Origin of the sequence: Bacillus sp. FSL W8-1143 (assembly GCF_037965155.1) — a bacterium.
Classification (GTDB): Bacteria; Bacillota; Bacilli; order Bacillales; family Bacillaceae; genus Bacillus; species Bacillus pumilus.
Window position 1 is genome coordinate 1,224,727 of sequence record NZ_CP150182.1, and the last position, 15,229, is coordinate 1,239,955.

Sequence of the window (15,229 nt, forward strand, 5' to 3'; positions counted from 1 at the left end):
TGAAATCTGCGGATAAAATTGAATATCATCGTTCATAGAGAAGAAATCACAGTTGATGTGGTTTCTTTTTTTATGTGCAACAAGACAAAGCAGGTCCAGTCATTGTAGTTGAATGTTTTTCTCAAAAATGAATAAAGATAGACTAGACGCAAAAGTGAACATGGAGATAGAAAGAACGCTCATGTGATGAGGAGGAAAAATAAATGAAAAAGCTATGCAGGGAAGTCTGGATCGAAGTCAATCTCGATGCGATTAAAAGAAATATCGAAGCCATTCAAGCGCATATTCCAAGGAAAAGTAAGATCATGGCTGTCGTGAAGGCGAATGCTTATGGACATGGCTCAGTGGAGGTAGCCCGGCAGGCACTGGAAAGCGGTGCGACGGAGCTCGCAGTTGCTAGCTTGGAGGAAGGCATTGTGCTGCGAAGAGCAAAAATTGAAGCACCGATTTTGGTTCTTGGATTTACCCCGCTCGACTGTGTGAAAAGGGCTGCGGCCTGGAGAATTGATCTATCTGGCCTTCGTGAAGACTGGATTGTTGAAGCAAATGAGATCTTAGCGGAAGAAGAAGAAAGTCATCGCCGGCTTGGGATTCATGTCAATGTCGACACAGGGATGGGACGATTAGGTGTAAGAACGAAGGAAGAGCTGTTAGGAGTGGTGGAAGCTCTTGAAAAGAGTGAAAACCTTAGATGGGACGGGATTTTTACGCATTTCTCCACTGCAGATGAGCCTGACCCTGACTTCACGCTGCTGCAGCACAGCATTTTTATTGAATTTCTTCGCTTTTTGAAAAAACAAGGAATTAAGCTGCCAACCGTACATATGAACAATACAGCGGCTGCTATCGCGTTTCCTGAATTTAGCGCCGATATGATTCGGCTGGGCATCGGGCTATATGGTCTGTATCCCTCGCAATATATTGAAAGCTTAGACGCTGTTCAGCTAGAGCCCGCTCTCAGTTTAAAAGCAAGGATTGCGTTCGTAAAGGAAATGGTGACAGAGCCAAGGACCGTCAGTTATGGTGCAACGTATGTAGCAAAACCTGATGAAGTCATTGCGACCATACCGATCGGTTACGCAGATGGGTACTCACGTGCTTTATCAAATCGGGGATTTATGCTTTTCCGCGGAAAACGAATGCCGATTGCTGGCCGAGTCACAATGGATATGACGATGATCAGTTTAGGAGAAATGAAAGCAAAGCAAGGCGAGGAAGTCGTCATATACGGTCGTCAAAAGGGCGGAGAAATTTCTGTCGATGAAATCGCCGAAATGCTCAATACAATCAACTACGAAGTCATCGCCACCTTAAGTCGCCGCGTCCCAAGATTTTATCGTCGAGGCGGGAAGATTATTAAAATATCGACGCCGGTGATGTATGTGTGAGGATTTTATTATAAAAAGTTTAATTAAAAAGCCATTAAATTGTAAACTTTACAAATATTAGATCGATAAAAGGAGGGAATATAATGATGTGGAGGAATAAAAATGAAAAAGAAATTTTTACTATTTATCATGGTACTTCTTTTAATAAGTACCCTTAGTCCATTTAAAGCAGATGCAGAAACAAAATCAACTGGATGGACAAAACGAGCTGATTTACCAGAAGAACGTATTAATGCCGGTGTAGGAGTGGTAGATGGAAAAATTTATTTATTTGGCGGAGCAAGTGAAAAAAATAAGTTAAATAATCAAACATTTATGTATGACCCTAAGAAAGATGTTTGGGAAGAAAAAACGAGCATGCCGAGAAATAGAACAGGTGGTACTTATGCTACAGTAGGTAAGAAAATATATCTAATAGGTGGAATAAACGAAGAGACAAAAACAGCTTATAACACGATTGATATATATGATACAGAACTTGATCAGTGGGCTGAAGAGCCAATTCAAATACCCAGAGACCCTGTATTTTCAACTTATAGTAAGGGAACTTTGTACGCAGTTGCAGTAAAAGAGGATATATATATTGTATCTTCAAAAAATTCTTATAAGAATAATGTCTATCAATACAATACAGCCTCTGGTGAATGGAAGAGCTTGAACTCATCGGGTTTACCATCTCGAAATGGGAGAGCCATTTCTGCAATTGATGGCAAAATATATGTTGCCGGTGGAGAAAATTCGATTGGGCATAGTAGAGAAAGATCTTTGTTCCAGTATGATATCTCAACAGATAAATGGAGTAAATTAAAAGATAGTGACTTAACTTCATATTCATTTGAACCAGCCTATGAAACATATAATGGGAAATTCTTCGTTATTGGAGGACAGCTGACTGGTGATTATTCAAGTAAAATACTGAAGAAAGTTCAAATTTTCAACCCAGAAAATGGCCAATTTAAAAATTCAGCATATGATTTACCAGAAGGTAGAGTATCAGCTGTTGCAGCAATTGTTGATGACCATTTGTATGTCATTGGCGGACGTAACTACTCATATTATATGGGGAATTTTTCTGCAAAAAGTGATTACAAATCAGTGATTTCCATTCCATTAAACGACTTGCAAATAACTGAAGATGAGGCAATACCAGATGATGATACAATAGAAGAGCCAAAAGATCAGGATGTGACAAAACCAGATGATGGCACAACAGAAGAGCCGAGAGATCAGGACGGAACAAAGCCTGGTGATGGCACAACAGAAGAACCAAAAGACCAAGACGGAACAAAACCTGATGATGGGTCAACAGAAGAACCGAAAGATCAGGACGGGACTAAGCCTGGGGATAGATCAACAGAAGAACCAAAGGAACAAGACGGAACAAAACCTGGTGAAGAAGTAACAAAGGGTATACTTTCAATTACTATGATAAATGGACTGCAAAAAGATTATTTGCTTTCAATGAAAGAAATCAACGATTTTCTTAACTGGTATAAAGAAAGAAGCTTTGGAATTGGTATGAACTTCTATGAAATCAATGATGAACACAATAAAGGGCCTTTCACAAGTAAGAAGGATTATGTGGTGTACCAAAATATTTTAATGTTTGATATCAAACAATACTGATATGATATTCATATAATGGCAAAACTGCTGATGATAGATCAGCAGTTTTTGTTTTTGTGAAATTGTTAAAATTAGGATCAATGTCATGGGAAAATGCGATATTTAAAAAAAATCTGCTAAACATCCTATAATAACATCCGATAATAAAATTGTCAGGGTTGATAAGCCCTAGAATAAAGGACTTTTTTCAGACAAGGACGTCTGTCAGGTCCCACATACATGGAGGTAATAGGAAATGAGAATTAACCACAATATCGCAGCACTTAACACATTGAACCGTTTGTCTGCAAACAACGGTGCGAGCCAAAAGAACATGGAGAAACTTTCTTCTGGTCTTAAAATCAACCGTGCAGGAGATGACGCAGCAGGTCTAGCAATCTCTGAAAAAATGCGTGGACAAATCCGCGGATTAGAAATGGCGTCTAAAAACGCACAAGACGGTATCTCTCTTATTCAAACAGCTGAAGGCGCATTGACTGAAACTCACTCAATCCTTCAACGTGTACGTGAATTAGTGGTTCAAGCTGGAAACACTGGTACACAAGATAAAAACACAGATCTTCAATCTATTCAAGATGAGATTAAAGCTTTACAAGAAGAAGTAGATGGTATCTCAAATCGTACAGAGTTTAACGGTAAAAAATTGTTAGATGGTACGTTTAAAGCTCCTGTTGACCCTGCAGCACCAACTGCTGCTGAAAAATCTTTAGTATTCCAAATCGGTGCTAATGCAACTCAACAAATTTCAGTCAACATTGAAAAGATGAGCACTGATGCTCTTGGAGTTAAAGATCCAGCTGATACAACTGGAAGAGCAATCTTAGCTAACCAATCTGTTAAAGATATTGATGTAACTAAATTTGCTGATAATGCTGCAACTGCAGCTGATGTAGGTTTTGATACACAATTAAAGATTGTTGATTCAGCTATCAACCAAGTATCTGCTCAACGTGGTAAACTTGGTGCAGTTCAAAACCGTCTAGAGCACACAATCAACAACCTTGGTGCTTCTTCTGAAAACTTAACAGCTGCTGAGTCTCGTATCCGTGACGTTGACATGGCGAAAGAAATGAGTGAGTTCACAAAGAACAACATTCTTTCTCAAGCGTCTCAAGCAATGCTTGCACAAGCGAACCAACAGCCACAAAACGTACTTCAATTACTACGTTAATGACAGGCCCCATTATGGGGCTTTTTTATATCTATTAATTAAAGAATATGGATAACCTTGAATATTTTAATAAGAATTGAGAAATAAAGTATTAAGCGAAATTATGAATTTAGACATATAAATTATGAAATTAATCTTAAATAATGCTAAACATCCTTTAAAATAAACCGATATTTTAATTGTCAGGGTTGATAAGCCCTAGAATAAAGGACTTTTTTCAGACAAGGACGTCTGTCAGGTCCCACATACATGGAGGTAATAGGAAATGAGAATTAACCACAATATCGCAGCACTTAACACACTGAACCGTTTGTCTGCAAACAACGGTGCGAGCCAAAAGAACATGGAGAAACTTTCTTCTGGTCTTAAAATCAACCGTGCAGGAGATGACGCAGCAGGTCTAGCAATCTCTGAAAAAATGCGTGGACAAATCCGCGGATTAGAAATGGCGTCTAAAAACGCACAAGACGGTATCTCTCTTATCCAAACAGCTGAAGGTGCATTGACTGAAACTCACTCAATCCTTCAACGTGTACGTGAATTAGTGGTTCAAGCTGGAAACACTGGTACACAAGATAAAAACACAGATCTTCAATCTATTCAAGATGAGATTAAAGCTTTACAAGAAGAAGTAGATGGTATCTCAAATCGTACAGAGTTTAACGGTAAAAAATTGTTAGATGGTACATTTAAAAATACTGGTACACCTGCAACCACAACAAGCTTGATCTTCCAAATTGGTGCTAATGCAACTCAACAAATTGGAGTAAACATTGAAAGCATGGCTGCAAGTGCGTTAGGAATTAAAGAAGCTGATGGTTCAATCGCAGCTCTTCATTCTGTAAAAGATATCGATGTTACAAAATTTGCTGATAATGCTGCCACTGTAACTGATATAGGCTTTGATGCACAATTAAAGATTGTTGATGAATCAATCAACCAAGTATCTGCTCAACGTGGTAAACTTGGTGCGGTCCAAAACCGTCTAGAGCACACAATCAACAACCTTGGTGCATCTTCTGAAAACTTAACAGCTGCTGAGTCTCGTATCCGTGACGTTGACATGGCAAAAGAAATGAGTGAGTTCACAAAGAACAACATTCTTTCTCAAGCGTCTCAAGCAATGCTTGCACAAGCAAACCAACAGCCGCAAAACGTACTTCAATTACTACGTTAATGAAAAGCCCCTTTATGGGGCTTTTTTTTATGTCTTGTTCTTCAAATTTATCTATTTTATGATTCTTAAGACATTGTTGCAAATTGTTAAAAAAGACCTTTAATTCAATTTTTACCTAGCGAATCGATCATAATGAATAAGCCTTTTTCCTCATTTCCTCCTTTTTTGTTAAACATTATCTATTATGGTTCGATAAAGGGAATGTAAGGCTTACAAAAAAATCTGTTTTAGAACTTTTGGACATGGATGTCTAATTGGTTCAAACACACATGGAGGTAATAGGAAATGAGAATTAACCACAATATCGCAGCACTTAACACTCTGAACCGTTTGTCTGCAAACAACGGTGCGAGCCAAAAGAACATGGAGAAGCTTTCTTCTGGTCTTAAAATCAACCGTGCAGGAGATGACGCAGCAGGTCTAGCAATCTCTGAAAAAATGCGTGGACAAATCCGCGGATTAGAAATGGCGTCTAAAAACGCACAAGACGGTATCTCTCTTATTCAAACAGCTGAAGGCGCATTGACTGAAACTCACTCAATCCTTCAACGTGTTCGTGAACTAGTTGTACAAGCTGGAAACACTGGTACACAAGACAAAGATACGGATCTTCAATCTATTCAAGATGAGATTCAAGCATTACAAGAAGAAGTAGATGGTATCTCAAATCGTACAGAGTTTAACGGTAAAAAATTGTTAGATGGTACGTTTAAAGCAGGAGATGGTGCAGCAACTCCAGATCCTGATGATCCAGATGCAACTCCGAATCCAGATTCTGGTAACGCCTTAGTATTCCAAATCGGTGCTAACGCAGCTCAACAAATTTCAGTTAATATTGAAAAAATGAGTACTGATGCATTAGGAGTTAAAAATGCTGGGGAAATTGTAGAAAATCAAGCTGTTAAAGACATCGATGTAAGAAAATTTGCTGACAATGATGCAAAAGCAGAAGATGTTGGTTTTGATACTCAACTAAAAATTGTTGATGCAGCTATTAACCAAGCATCTGCTCAACGTGCTAAACTTGGTGCCGTCCAAAACCGCCTAGAGCACACAATCAACAACCTTGGTGCTTCTGCTGAAAACTTAACAGCTGCTGAGTCACGTATTCGTGACGTTGACATGGCGAAAGAAATGAGTGAGTTCACAAAGAACAACATTCTTTCTCAAGCATCTCAAGCAATGTTAGCTCAAGCAAACCAACAGCCGCAAAACGTACTTCAATTATTACGTTAATGAAAAAGCCCCACTAAGGGGCTTTTTTTGTTTCAATCTAATGAAAGCAAGTGATGCAAACGAAAGTCAGGAACCGCTTCATGGAAAAAAGCTCGATTGCCTTCATCATCCTCTTTATCCCACTGGCTCCACCATTCGGCAGTTTCTCCAGAGGCGTCGGCTTGAATCATGACATGCAACTGTTCTAAGTTGATGATGTCTCTCGGTTCTATTAAGAAAGAATGCATCCGGTGATACGCTTCAAGACATTTAGGCTGTTTTGTGACAATGGCGTATTGTACGTAGCGATTTAAAAATTCCTGTACAAACGTTAAATGAGGAATGGTTTTTTCTCCTTTTAACTCGACGCCTTCCCACGCCATATCAGCAATTGCACAAAGCCACCAGCCAAGTTCACTCGCGTGCTGCATTTGTTGTAACGTGTCCTTTTCAAAAGATAGCCGCTCATTTTCTTGTGCTTGTTTGAGCATGCGCTCAAGAGTTTGTGCTTCGAGTGCGGCCTTTGTCATTCCTTGACCATGAATGGGATCTAATGTACACAAGGCATCGCCCATCACCAATAATCCACTTGGCCAGTCGTGCATTTGTTCATAGTGATATCTCACGCAAGAAGGGACTCTAAATCCTTTTGGCTTTGTATAGGGCGTTAAATGAGTGATGGCATCTGCTATTGCGGGATGCGCGAGTGCAGCTGTTTCTGAATCAAATTGATCAGCGTCTGTTGTTGGATAATGTGATCCGCCAGCTGCAGAGAGAAGAACAGCTACTAAATCATGATCTACCCGTTCAAATAGTCCTGTTGGGATTTGCCTTTCCGGCTGACCCACGACGACCATTGATTGCTGGTATGGCGCTTCTGGTTGTATCTTGTAGTATCTTGTGCTGTAACCGAGTGACACCGTTAATTCATCTGCCCGTGGTAAGGTCAGTCCAGCATCCTTCAGCCATTTTGGCAATTTAGACATTCTTCCAGACGCATCGACCACTAAGTCTGCTTTCATTTCACGAATGCTTCCTGGTTTTTCATGCCGATCTTTCACGACCAGTCCAATGACTTGGTTTGTTCCCTCTTTCAACTGAAGTGAGAGGGCTTCATGTTTTTCTAAACATTGCACCCGTCCCTCATTTAACATTCTTTGCATCAGCACCCACTCTAGCATGGCACGTCTTGTGACGGCTGTTTCTTCGGTATCAGTAAGCGTTAACTCACCATTTTTTGTAATAAAACGAGAGGTTTGATGCCACGTATTAAATCCGCCCATTGTCAGTAACTCTTTTGTATAACCAGGAAATAGACGTTCCACTATTTGCTTGCCTAGTGGCAGCATTCTATGTGGATGAAAAGCTTGAGGAGTGCCGAGACGATTCTTAGGAGAGTCTGGCATTTCGTCCTTTTCGATAATGAAAACTTGATGATAAAACGTTGATAAAACTTTTGCAGCGAGTATTCCCGTCATGCCGCCGCCAATGACGATCGCCCGCTCATATGTCATAGGTTGTCTCACAACATGCGCCTCCAATTAATATATAAAATGATTACATGACCATTTCATCATATGTTGATACTTGAATTATAGCAAATTTACGTTTTGTTGAATATAAAGAGGGAATTTCCTTCTTTTTACTCGTACGTATGAGAAATAACTTTCATCATCATCATTATAAGAAGAACGACCGATAAATAATACAAGGGGGTAGAGAAAATGGATATACTACAGAGTATAGTGACAGCAGCACCTTATATGATGCAGATTTTAAAAAATGAAGTGACGATGGGTGTCATTGACCGAGAGAAATTTTTGCTGTATTTGCCATCGAAAGATGTTGATTTTCAAATTCGAGCTGGTGAACGTATTAAACCAGATGATCTGAATATGAAAAAAGCGCTGAGAGGTGAGACATCGAGTATGTTTGTGCCTGAATCAGTATATGGAGTACCATTAAATGCGATGGGATTGCCCATTTTTGATGAAAACGGGCAAGTGATTGGTGCCCTCGCTTTAGGATTTCCACTCAAAAATCAAATAGAGCTTGAAGCGTATATGGATTCATTGAATGACATTATTCAAAGTATTCAAGAAAAAGTGCACGTGGTGGCGGCACATTCAGAGGAGCTCTCTGCTACAAGTGAGGAGATGACCTTACAAACGCAGCAAACTCTTGAAAGCTCGAAACAAACAGCCGATATTACAAAAATGATTAAAGGCATCTCGAAACAAACGAGTTTGCTAGGATTGAATGCGTCAATTGAAGCTGCCAGGGCAGGAAAAGAGGGAGCAGGTTTTAGTGTTGTAGCAAGTGAGGTTCAAAAGCTTTCAAGTGAAACTTCACGTGCAACAGAAAACATCGAAAGCTCACTGCAAGGAATCTCCTCCAATATACATACATTACTTGAGAGTATGGACCATATGAAAGGTTCTTCATCAGAACAGGCTTTACTTGTGACAGAGTTTAGTGAAATTGTCGATCGATTGACGACGGTGAGTAAAGATATGAAGAAATTCATGCAAACCGTCATGTCAACGTAAAAAACGAATCCAAGAGGGATTCGTTTTTTTGATGCATTATTTTCTCTTGTTCTGATCAAAGCGATAATCGTACGTGTCGCCTTTCACCACATTTAAAAACTCATGTCCAATTTGAACAAGCTGTCCGTTTTTCCATTGGATGAGAGGGTCCTTATCAGGGTATTTCCAGTAAATCGTTTTCTTGCGATGGGTCAGTTTGTTTTCAATTTCTGCTCTGACTGCGTTTTCCTTTAGCTTTCCTCCGCTATGCTGATAGGTGTTGATGATATACATTCCGTCAGGTGATGACATCGAGCGGATGAATGTTCCGTGAGACACGCCTTGAAGAGAGAAGCATTTCCAATAAATAATGCCAGCGAAGCTAAGGAGTAAGATGATAAGAGTGAGGGTGGTTTTCTTTTTTAACATGAATTCCTCCAGATGTAGATCACAATATTTCTAATTTATGAGAGAGAATACAAAAAGATTCATATAGTCCAAAAGTTCTATTCGTTTCAATTATCGGTCATTTTTTCTCAAAATTCAACAGAATGCCGTAAATGTAAGGAAAATTTAAGGAAGAATTCAAGTGGTATATTTGATTCGAAACCTCTTTACAAAAGAATGAGGGATCAGTAGACTTATGCTCATATAAAGAAATGGAGCAGATGACATGAGGCAAATTATCGATACGTATGAAAATTATGAAGAGCTCTCCGCTCATGAAAGAAAAGGGATTGATTATCAAATTCTTCACAAGCGGAAAGGTGACCAGCTGCTAGTTTTGTCTCCTCATGCTGGAGGAATTGAATCAGGCGTGAGTGAGCTTGTTCATGAAATTTCTAGTGACTATTCTATGTATTTATTTGAAGGCCTTAAAGTAAAAGGCAATCATGTTCTTCATATTACAAGTACACGCTTTGATGAGCCGCTTTGTCTTTCAGAAGTGCATACCCATCATTATACGTTTGCACTTCATGGCTACGGAGAAACAGAGGTGCTTCAAACGTTAGTGGGAGGTACAGACAGAGAAAGAGCGGCAGAAACTGTGAAGCGTTTAACACTAAATGGCTTTCAAGCATTGCTGCTAGCCGAATCTGATCGTTTTTCTGGAACGCATCCTGATAATATCAATAACAAATGTCTGACAGGAAAAAGTGTACAACTTGAAATTAGTCAGGCGCAAAGAAGAGCATTCTTTCAAGACTTTAGGCGTCAATACCGGCGAGATACACAAACTGAACAATTTTATCGGTACACAAATGTACTCAAACAAGTATTAGCCCTTTATGAATAAACTTTTATGCGATGATTTACGTTTGATAAACTGCTTCTTTTTCAGCGACTCTTTCTGCTTTCATTAAATAAGACGTAAACTCCTGTTGAAAGCGAATACCTGCTTTTCGCTGTTCGAATAAGGCAAGCCGTTTTTCAGCAAAAGCCCAAGTGACGTGAAACGTTTGAGCAATATGCAAAATGGCTTGCTGCCGAAGGGGTGGAAGCTTCATTTTCATCAGTATAAAGGTTGGAACACAAAAGTGATACATGAATTGTTTTGCCTGAAACTCCTGCAGTTCTCGAAAGAGTTTGTTCATTTTGAAATGATTGCCTGTATGCTTTAGCACATGACAAAGCTCGTGGGCGAAATCCTGCCACTGTTCTTCAGGTGATAGGGATCTGTTTAAGATAATACTGTAAAGACCTTGATGCTGGATCATCATGCTGCCAGTCTCCTCGTAATGGACCCACACGCGAAATTCAGAAGCGATCCTTTGCATCTCTCTATAAGCAGGACCGCTTATTTGTAATTGAGCATATAAACGCTTAATATCTTCTTCTAAATGGGTTAAAAAACCAGTCATTTGAAAACCTCCATACAAACGTATGTTCTATTTTTGGCGTAAAAGAAAAGTCCATATAGGACTAAATAGCTAAATGAGCTATTACTTACTTTTATTATCGGCTTATTTTTAACAATTTTAACATAAAATCAAGGAAAAATGGAATTAATTCCTGTTTTTTTCTGTATTTTTGCACGTTTCACGACTAAAAAGAGTGAATTGAATTCAAATTTTACCATAGTCTTCTCATGAAAACAAACAAGTATTGTCTTACGAATGCCACCGATTGATGAGAAAGATCAATTCAATTTAGCAAAAGGGAGTGCAGTACATGGTACAAATTTATCAAGATTTTATTCCAGTTGGAAACGGAAACCGCCCAGGATATGCGATGACACCGGAGTATGTAACGGTGCATAACACAGCAAACACGTCAAAGGGAGCGGATGCGAAAAGTCATGCGGCCTATGTAAAAAGCCCAACGACAGAGGTGAGCTGGCACTTTACAGTGGATGATCATGAAATCTTTCAGCATCTGCCGTTAAATGAAAATGGCTGGCATGCAGGGGATGGTCATGGGAATGGTAACCGGAAGTCGATCGGAATTGAAATTTGTGAGAATGTAGATGGGAATTTTCAGCAAGCGGTCAAACATGCACAATGGCTCATTCAAAAGCTGTTAAAAGAACATAACATTCCGCTAGCAAACGTGGTCACACATCAGTACTGGTCTGGAAAAGCATGTCCACGCCAGCTTCTATCTACTTGGGATGAATTTAAAAAAGGGATTGGAACGGCAGAAGATCCGGAGACGGTCATCACGTATGTCGTGAAAAGCGGTGATACGTTAACGAGTATTGCGAAAGCTCACGGGGTCACAGTTCAGGATTTACAGAAGTGGAATGACATTAGCGATCCGAACAAGATTCAAATTGGACAGGTTCTCAAAATTTATCGTAACGATGCAAAGAGCTTGTATGAGCTGCCAGATGGGGTTTTAAAGGTGACTTCTCCATTGACAAAGGGAGAGCACGTACGCCTCGTCCAACAAGCACTTGCTGCTGTTTATTTTTATCCTGATAAAGCAGCTGCAAATAAAGGAATAGACGGAGTTTACGGAGAAAAAACGGCGAACGCCGTAGCACGTTTTCAGCTGGTAAATGGTCTGACAAGTGATGGGGTATACGGACCTAAAACGAAGGAAAAGCTTCTGAAGCTGTTAAGTAAGTGAGTGTTTCTGTTTGTATGATTGGATGACTGCTTCACTTTGCTCATTTAATCGACGCATATAAGGCGACGACTTATATTCAGCAAACTGAACATATCTCAATTGTTTGATTTTCTTTTTCATTTATTGGCACCTCAATCGTTGCAGCGTATAGATTATTGTATGCAAGTCTATGTGAAAATGGAAGCAGGACGCGGATTTTGTTCCGCGTCCTTTAGTGTAATCAAGCCCTTTTATTTTTATACTCATCCAAGAGCTGTTCGTTCTTTTTAAAAATACGCTCAGTATGGGGGCTTACCTTGTAATCCGCCATACTAATATGTTGCTTTTTCTTTAAAATCTTAAAAGGGTTTTTCTTGCGATTGTTGTTATCCCCTTGAAGTGCGTGGTCCATCTTCATCACCTTCCTCTTCGTCAGGCAAGATTAGGTCATAAATTGTTGTAAGTGACGTCATTAATAAATAGTCGAACTCAGTGACAATGTCATCAGAGGTGAGCTTAATGACGAAGTGATCATCTGCTACAGAAAACGGGATGAGCACCAATTTGCCGAAATCATCGTAATAGACTTCCTGCCTGTCAAGCTTCGCCTGAATAAGAGCGCGCTGGTCAAGTGTCCGCAGCAGGTCATCTTTTTGTTCCTGCGTATCGTATGGACAAAGAACCGCTTGAATATTCATTTTGTCGGCAAAAGAATAAATGAGCCGTTCAATTCCCTCTATATATGCCTCTACACTTCCATAATATACATGAATCGGTTCATTTTTCAATAGGTATTGGTACGTTTTTAGCTTATTGAGGTAAGAATGAAGTAGATCGTTATTTTGTTCTAGGAGTTGATGGGTGTCGGTTTCCAGTTCGTGATTTCCGAGTTTTTTAATATAGGAGCTGAGAAAGATGAATGCATCGGTTAATGCAAAAAAAACGGCAATAATCAAGTAGTGCATCCAATCGGTGAAGATTGAAGAAGGGTCATTTGTCCAGTACACAACAGCACCAGCTACATAAATCCAATACCACGTTTTACGAATGGCAAACATCTTTTCTTTTACTTTTTGTTCAAAGCGCCATACGGCAAATACATATACAGCAAGAGCACCTAGCAATAACCACACGGTCAATTGAAAAAATAATAGCATGTTCTTCTCTCCCATAGACAGATGGATACTTATTCATTTCTATGGATATGATTGGAAACCCTGCTTCATGAAAAAATGGCTTGTAGGAAAAGGGTGCAGACAAATAAAAAAAGACCTGTCTGACAGGTCTTTGATATTAGATAATCGCATTTAACACAAAGTATATAAGAGCCCCTAGAGTTCCCGAAATCGGTAATGTGATCACCCAAGTGACGAGCATGCGTTTTGCCGTACCCCAGTTTACTCCTTTTACTCTGTGTGCAGAACCTACACCTAGAATAGAAGATGAGATCACGTGAGTGGTACTAACAGGTAAGTGAATAAATGTCGCTCCGAAGATAATAGCTGCACCCGTTAAGTCAGCTGATACTCCGTTTACTGGACGAATTTTCATAATTTTACCGCCGACTGTTTTAATAATTTTCCAGCCGCCAATAGAAGTACCTAGTCCCATTGCAAGCGCACAAGAGAATTGTACCCAGAAAGGAATGTCGTCAGTTGTATGCAAATTACCTGCAATTAAAGCCATCGTAATAATTCCCATCGCTTTTTGCGCATCGTTTGTTCCGTGGGTATACGATTGCAGTGCAGCAGTTAAAATTTGAACACGTCGGAATTGTTTATTTGTTTTTGCGAGATTGTTGTTTCTGAATATAATTTTGATAATGGTATACACGATATATCCCAATACGAAAGCTAGGATAGGTGAAAGCAACAGTGCTTGAATGATTTTAATGAACCCCGAATAGTTTAAAGCGCCAAAACCAGCAGAGGCAATAACAGCTCCTGCAATTGATCCGATCAGTGCGTGCGAAGAACTACTCGGAATTCCGTAATACCAAGTAAGCAAGTTCCAAGTAATGGCCGCAATTAAAGCAGCCAAAATGACGACAGAACCGTTTTGAAGTGTGAAAGGATCTGCGATGTCTTTTGTAATGGACTTTGCCACACCTGTAAATGTCATTGCTCCTAAGAAGTTCATGAACGCTGCCATAATAATAGCATGTCTAGGCTTTAACGCCTTTGTTGAAACCGAAGTGGCAATGGCATTTGCTGTATCGTGGAATCCGTTGATGAAATCAAAAGCAAGTGCACAAATGACAATAAATATGGTAAGGATGAGTAATGTGTCCATGTTTAACTAACCCCGTTACGCATTCTTCATAATGATTGTTTCTAAATTGTTGGCAACACTTTGACAGGAATCAGCAATTTCTTCAAGTGTTTCGTAAATTTCTTTGTATTGAATGACCTTGATTGGATCCGTTTCTTTTCCAAACAAGTTCTTTAGTGATTTACGATAAAGATTGTCACAATTATGCTCGATCTCTTTGATTTTGATTGCGTGTGGTTGAATATCTTTTAATCGATTTTCAGCCAGTAAATCGATTGTAATTAAAATTTCCTTTGCACATTCTCTGATGTAGTGGCTGAATTTGTCGATATGTTCGTCAGAGCTTGTCATTGAATAAATTTCCATTGTCGCTGAAAAATGCTCAATTCCATCTAAAACATCGTCGAGGCTATTCGTCAATTGAAGAATGTCTTCACGTTCAATCGGCGTAATAAAGGCTTTGTTCAGCTCTTTAATCATCGTATGAACATGATTATCACCTTTTGTCTCATATTCCTTCAATGTGTCAGAAAATTCTTTCAGAGTGGTTTGATTTGTTACTTTATAGCTAACAAAATACTCAGCAGTTTCATCTAAATTTTTAGCAATTTCCGTTAACAAGACGGAAAACTTGTCTTTTTTCCTTTTTAACATGTAAAAACCCTCCATTGTATAAATGAGACAATGCACACATCAAATAATTATATATTCTTTTGTCGAAAAAAAACAGGTGTAGTCGAAAATTTCTTCACTTTTTCTATTTGATCTTATTCTGACCTAAAGATGTGTTCTCAACACACCT

General features: G+C 39.3%; 15 protein-coding genes. 8 read left to right on the plus strand and 7 right to left on the minus strand.

Going from position 1 to position 15,229, the window contains the following annotated elements:
* Positions 1 to 203: 203 nt before the first annotated feature.
* From alr to hag (NSQ36_RS06025), 5 genes are all read left to right on the plus strand, one after another.
* Entirely contained in the window at positions 204 to 1,388 is a 1,185-nt protein-coding gene (alr, locus tag NSQ36_RS06005) for an alanine racemase (RefSeq protein WP_137054752.1), read from the plus strand.
* Between the two features lie 102 nt (positions 1,389 to 1,490).
* Positions 1,491 to 3,014, plus strand: a complete 1,524-nt coding sequence (locus tag NSQ36_RS06010) for a kelch repeat-containing protein (RefSeq protein WP_251190960.1) — start codon at positions 1,491 to 1,493, stop codon at positions 3,012 to 3,014.
* 235 nt (positions 3,015 to 3,249) lie between these two features.
* A complete protein-coding gene (gene hag / locus NSQ36_RS06015; RefSeq protein ID WP_339207019.1) occupies positions 3,250 to 4,185 on the plus strand; it encodes a flagellin Hag in 936 nt (311 codons plus the stop codon).
* A gap of 265 nt (positions 4,186 to 4,450) precedes the next feature.
* Positions 4,451 to 5,362 (plus strand): flagellin Hag, encoded by a 912-nt coding sequence (gene hag, locus NSQ36_RS06020; protein ID WP_251190959.1) that lies wholly within the window; start codon positions 4,451 to 4,453, stop codon positions 5,360 to 5,362.
* 285 nt (positions 5,363 to 5,647) lie between these two features.
* Positions 5,648 to 6,598 carry a flagellin Hag gene (gene hag / locus NSQ36_RS06025; protein ID WP_251190958.1) on the plus strand — a complete coding sequence of 317 codons (951 nt, stop codon included), beginning with the start codon at positions 5,648 to 5,650 and terminating at the stop codon, positions 6,596 to 6,598.
* Positions 6,599 to 6,630: 32 nt separating this feature from the next.
* On the opposite strand, the gene NSQ36_RS06030 is transcribed toward hag (NSQ36_RS06025), so the two are convergent.
* A complete protein-coding gene (locus NSQ36_RS06030; protein ID WP_339207022.1) occupies positions 6,631 to 8,103 on the minus strand; it encodes an FAD-dependent monooxygenase in 1,473 nt (490 codons plus the stop codon).
* 198 nt (positions 8,104 to 8,301) lie between these two features.
* On the opposite strand from NSQ36_RS06030, the gene NSQ36_RS06035 reads away from it, so the two are divergent.
* The gene (locus NSQ36_RS06035; protein WP_253622706.1) at positions 8,302 to 9,126 is read left to right on the plus strand and encodes a methyl-accepting chemotaxis protein; all 825 of its coding nucleotides are present in this window, start codon (positions 8,302 to 8,304) and stop codon (positions 9,124 to 9,126) included.
* Between the two features lie 36 nt (positions 9,127 to 9,162).
* On the opposite strand, the gene NSQ36_RS06040 is transcribed toward NSQ36_RS06035, so the two are convergent.
* Positions 9,163 to 9,534 (minus strand): DUF5412 domain-containing protein, encoded by a 372-nt coding sequence (locus tag NSQ36_RS06040; RefSeq protein WP_044138938.1) that lies wholly within the window; start codon positions 9,532 to 9,534, stop codon positions 9,163 to 9,165.
* 244 nt (positions 9,535 to 9,778) lie between these two features.
* Here NSQ36_RS06040 and NSQ36_RS06045 point away from each other — a divergent pair, with 244 nt between their 5' ends.
* A complete protein-coding gene (locus NSQ36_RS06045) occupies positions 9,779 to 10,402 on the plus strand; it encodes a poly-gamma-glutamate hydrolase family protein (protein ID WP_106029854.1) in 624 nt (207 codons plus the stop codon).
* A gap of 16 nt (positions 10,403 to 10,418) precedes the next feature.
* On the opposite strand, the gene NSQ36_RS06050 is transcribed toward NSQ36_RS06045, so the two are convergent.
* Complete coding sequence (locus NSQ36_RS06050; protein ID WP_050945223.1) at positions 10,419 to 10,967, minus strand: ImmA/IrrE family metallo-endopeptidase; 549 nt, start codon at positions 10,965 to 10,967, stop codon at positions 10,419 to 10,421.
* A 310-nt stretch (positions 10,968 to 11,277) separates the two neighbouring features.
* Between NSQ36_RS06050 and NSQ36_RS06055 the strand changes: the two genes are divergently transcribed.
* Complete coding sequence (locus NSQ36_RS06055) at positions 11,278 to 12,177, plus strand: N-acetylmuramoyl-L-alanine amidase (RefSeq protein ID WP_268458818.1); 900 nt, start codon at positions 11,278 to 11,280, stop codon at positions 12,175 to 12,177.
* A 220-nt stretch (positions 12,178 to 12,397) separates the two neighbouring features.
* On the opposite strand, the gene NSQ36_RS06060 is transcribed toward NSQ36_RS06055, so the two are convergent.
* The 4 genes from NSQ36_RS06060 to NSQ36_RS06075 form a co-directional block, all read right to left on the minus strand.
* On the minus strand, positions 12,398 to 12,574 hold the full coding sequence (locus NSQ36_RS06060; RefSeq protein ID WP_080984789.1) for a type II toxin-antitoxin system SpoIISB family antitoxin: 177 nt from the start codon (positions 12,572 to 12,574) through the stop codon (positions 12,398 to 12,400).
* Positions 12,543 to 13,313, minus strand: coding sequence for a type II toxin-antitoxin system SpoIISA family toxin (locus NSQ36_RS06065; protein WP_003211137.1), 771 nt, complete (start codon positions 13,311 to 13,313; stop codon positions 12,543 to 12,545). Before NSQ36_RS06065 ends, NSQ36_RS06060 begins: the two co-directional genes overlap by 32 nt.
* A 136-nt stretch (positions 13,314 to 13,449) precedes the next feature.
* Positions 13,450 to 14,448, minus strand: a complete 999-nt coding sequence (locus tag NSQ36_RS06070; RefSeq protein ID WP_003210927.1) for an inorganic phosphate transporter — start codon at positions 14,446 to 14,448, stop codon at positions 13,450 to 13,452.
* Positions 14,449 to 14,463: 15 nt separating this feature from the next.
* Complete coding sequence (locus NSQ36_RS06075; protein ID WP_003212390.1) at positions 14,464 to 15,081, minus strand: DUF47 domain-containing protein; 618 nt, start codon at positions 15,079 to 15,081, stop codon at positions 14,464 to 14,466.
* Positions 15,082 to 15,229: the final 148 nt, after the last annotated feature.

Excerpts from the sequence above, each read along its gene's own strand:
- hag (WP_339207019.1), top strand. The coding sequence starts at position 3,250 with ATGAGAATTAACCACAATATCGCAGCACTTAACACATTGAACCGTTTG.
- NSQ36_RS06035 (WP_253622706.1), top strand. The coding sequence starts at position 8,302 with ATGGATATACTACAGAGTATAGTGACAGCAGCACCTTATATGATGCAG.
- NSQ36_RS06060 (WP_080984789.1), bottom strand. The coding sequence starts at position 12,574 with ATGAAGATGGACCACGCACTTCAAGGGGATAACAACAATCGCAAGAAA.
- NSQ36_RS06055 (WP_268458818.1), top strand. The coding sequence starts at position 11,278 with ATGGTACAAATTTATCAAGATTTTATTCCAGTTGGAAACGGAAACCGC.
- NSQ36_RS06045 (WP_106029854.1), top strand. The coding sequence starts at position 9,779 with ATGAGGCAAATTATCGATACGTATGAAAATTATGAAGAGCTCTCCGCT.
- alr (WP_137054752.1), top strand. The coding sequence starts at position 204 with ATGAAAAAGCTATGCAGGGAAGTCTGGATCGAAGTCAATCTCGATGCG.
- NSQ36_RS06040 (WP_044138938.1), bottom strand. The coding sequence starts at position 9,534 with ATGTTAAAAAAGAAAACCACCCTCACTCTTATCATCTTACTCCTTAGC.
- NSQ36_RS06050 (WP_050945223.1), bottom strand. The coding sequence starts at position 10,967 with ATGACTGGTTTTTTAACCCATTTAGAAGAAGATATTAAGCGTTTATAT.
- NSQ36_RS06070 (WP_003210927.1), bottom strand. The coding sequence starts at position 14,448 with ATGGACACATTACTCATCCTTACCATATTTATTGTCATTTGTGCACTT.
- NSQ36_RS06075 (WP_003212390.1), bottom strand. The coding sequence starts at position 15,081 with ATGTTAAAAAGGAAAAAAGACAAGTTTTCCGTCTTGTTAACGGAAATT.
- NSQ36_RS06065 (WP_003211137.1), bottom strand. The coding sequence starts at position 13,313 with ATGCTATTATTTTTTCAATTGACCGTGTGGTTATTGCTAGGTGCTCTT.
- hag (WP_251190958.1), top strand. The coding sequence starts at position 5,648 with ATGAGAATTAACCACAATATCGCAGCACTTAACACTCTGAACCGTTTG.
- NSQ36_RS06010 (WP_251190960.1), top strand. The coding sequence starts at position 1,491 with ATGAAAAAGAAATTTTTACTATTTATCATGGTACTTCTTTTAATAAGT.
- hag (WP_251190959.1), top strand. The coding sequence starts at position 4,451 with ATGAGAATTAACCACAATATCGCAGCACTTAACACACTGAACCGTTTG.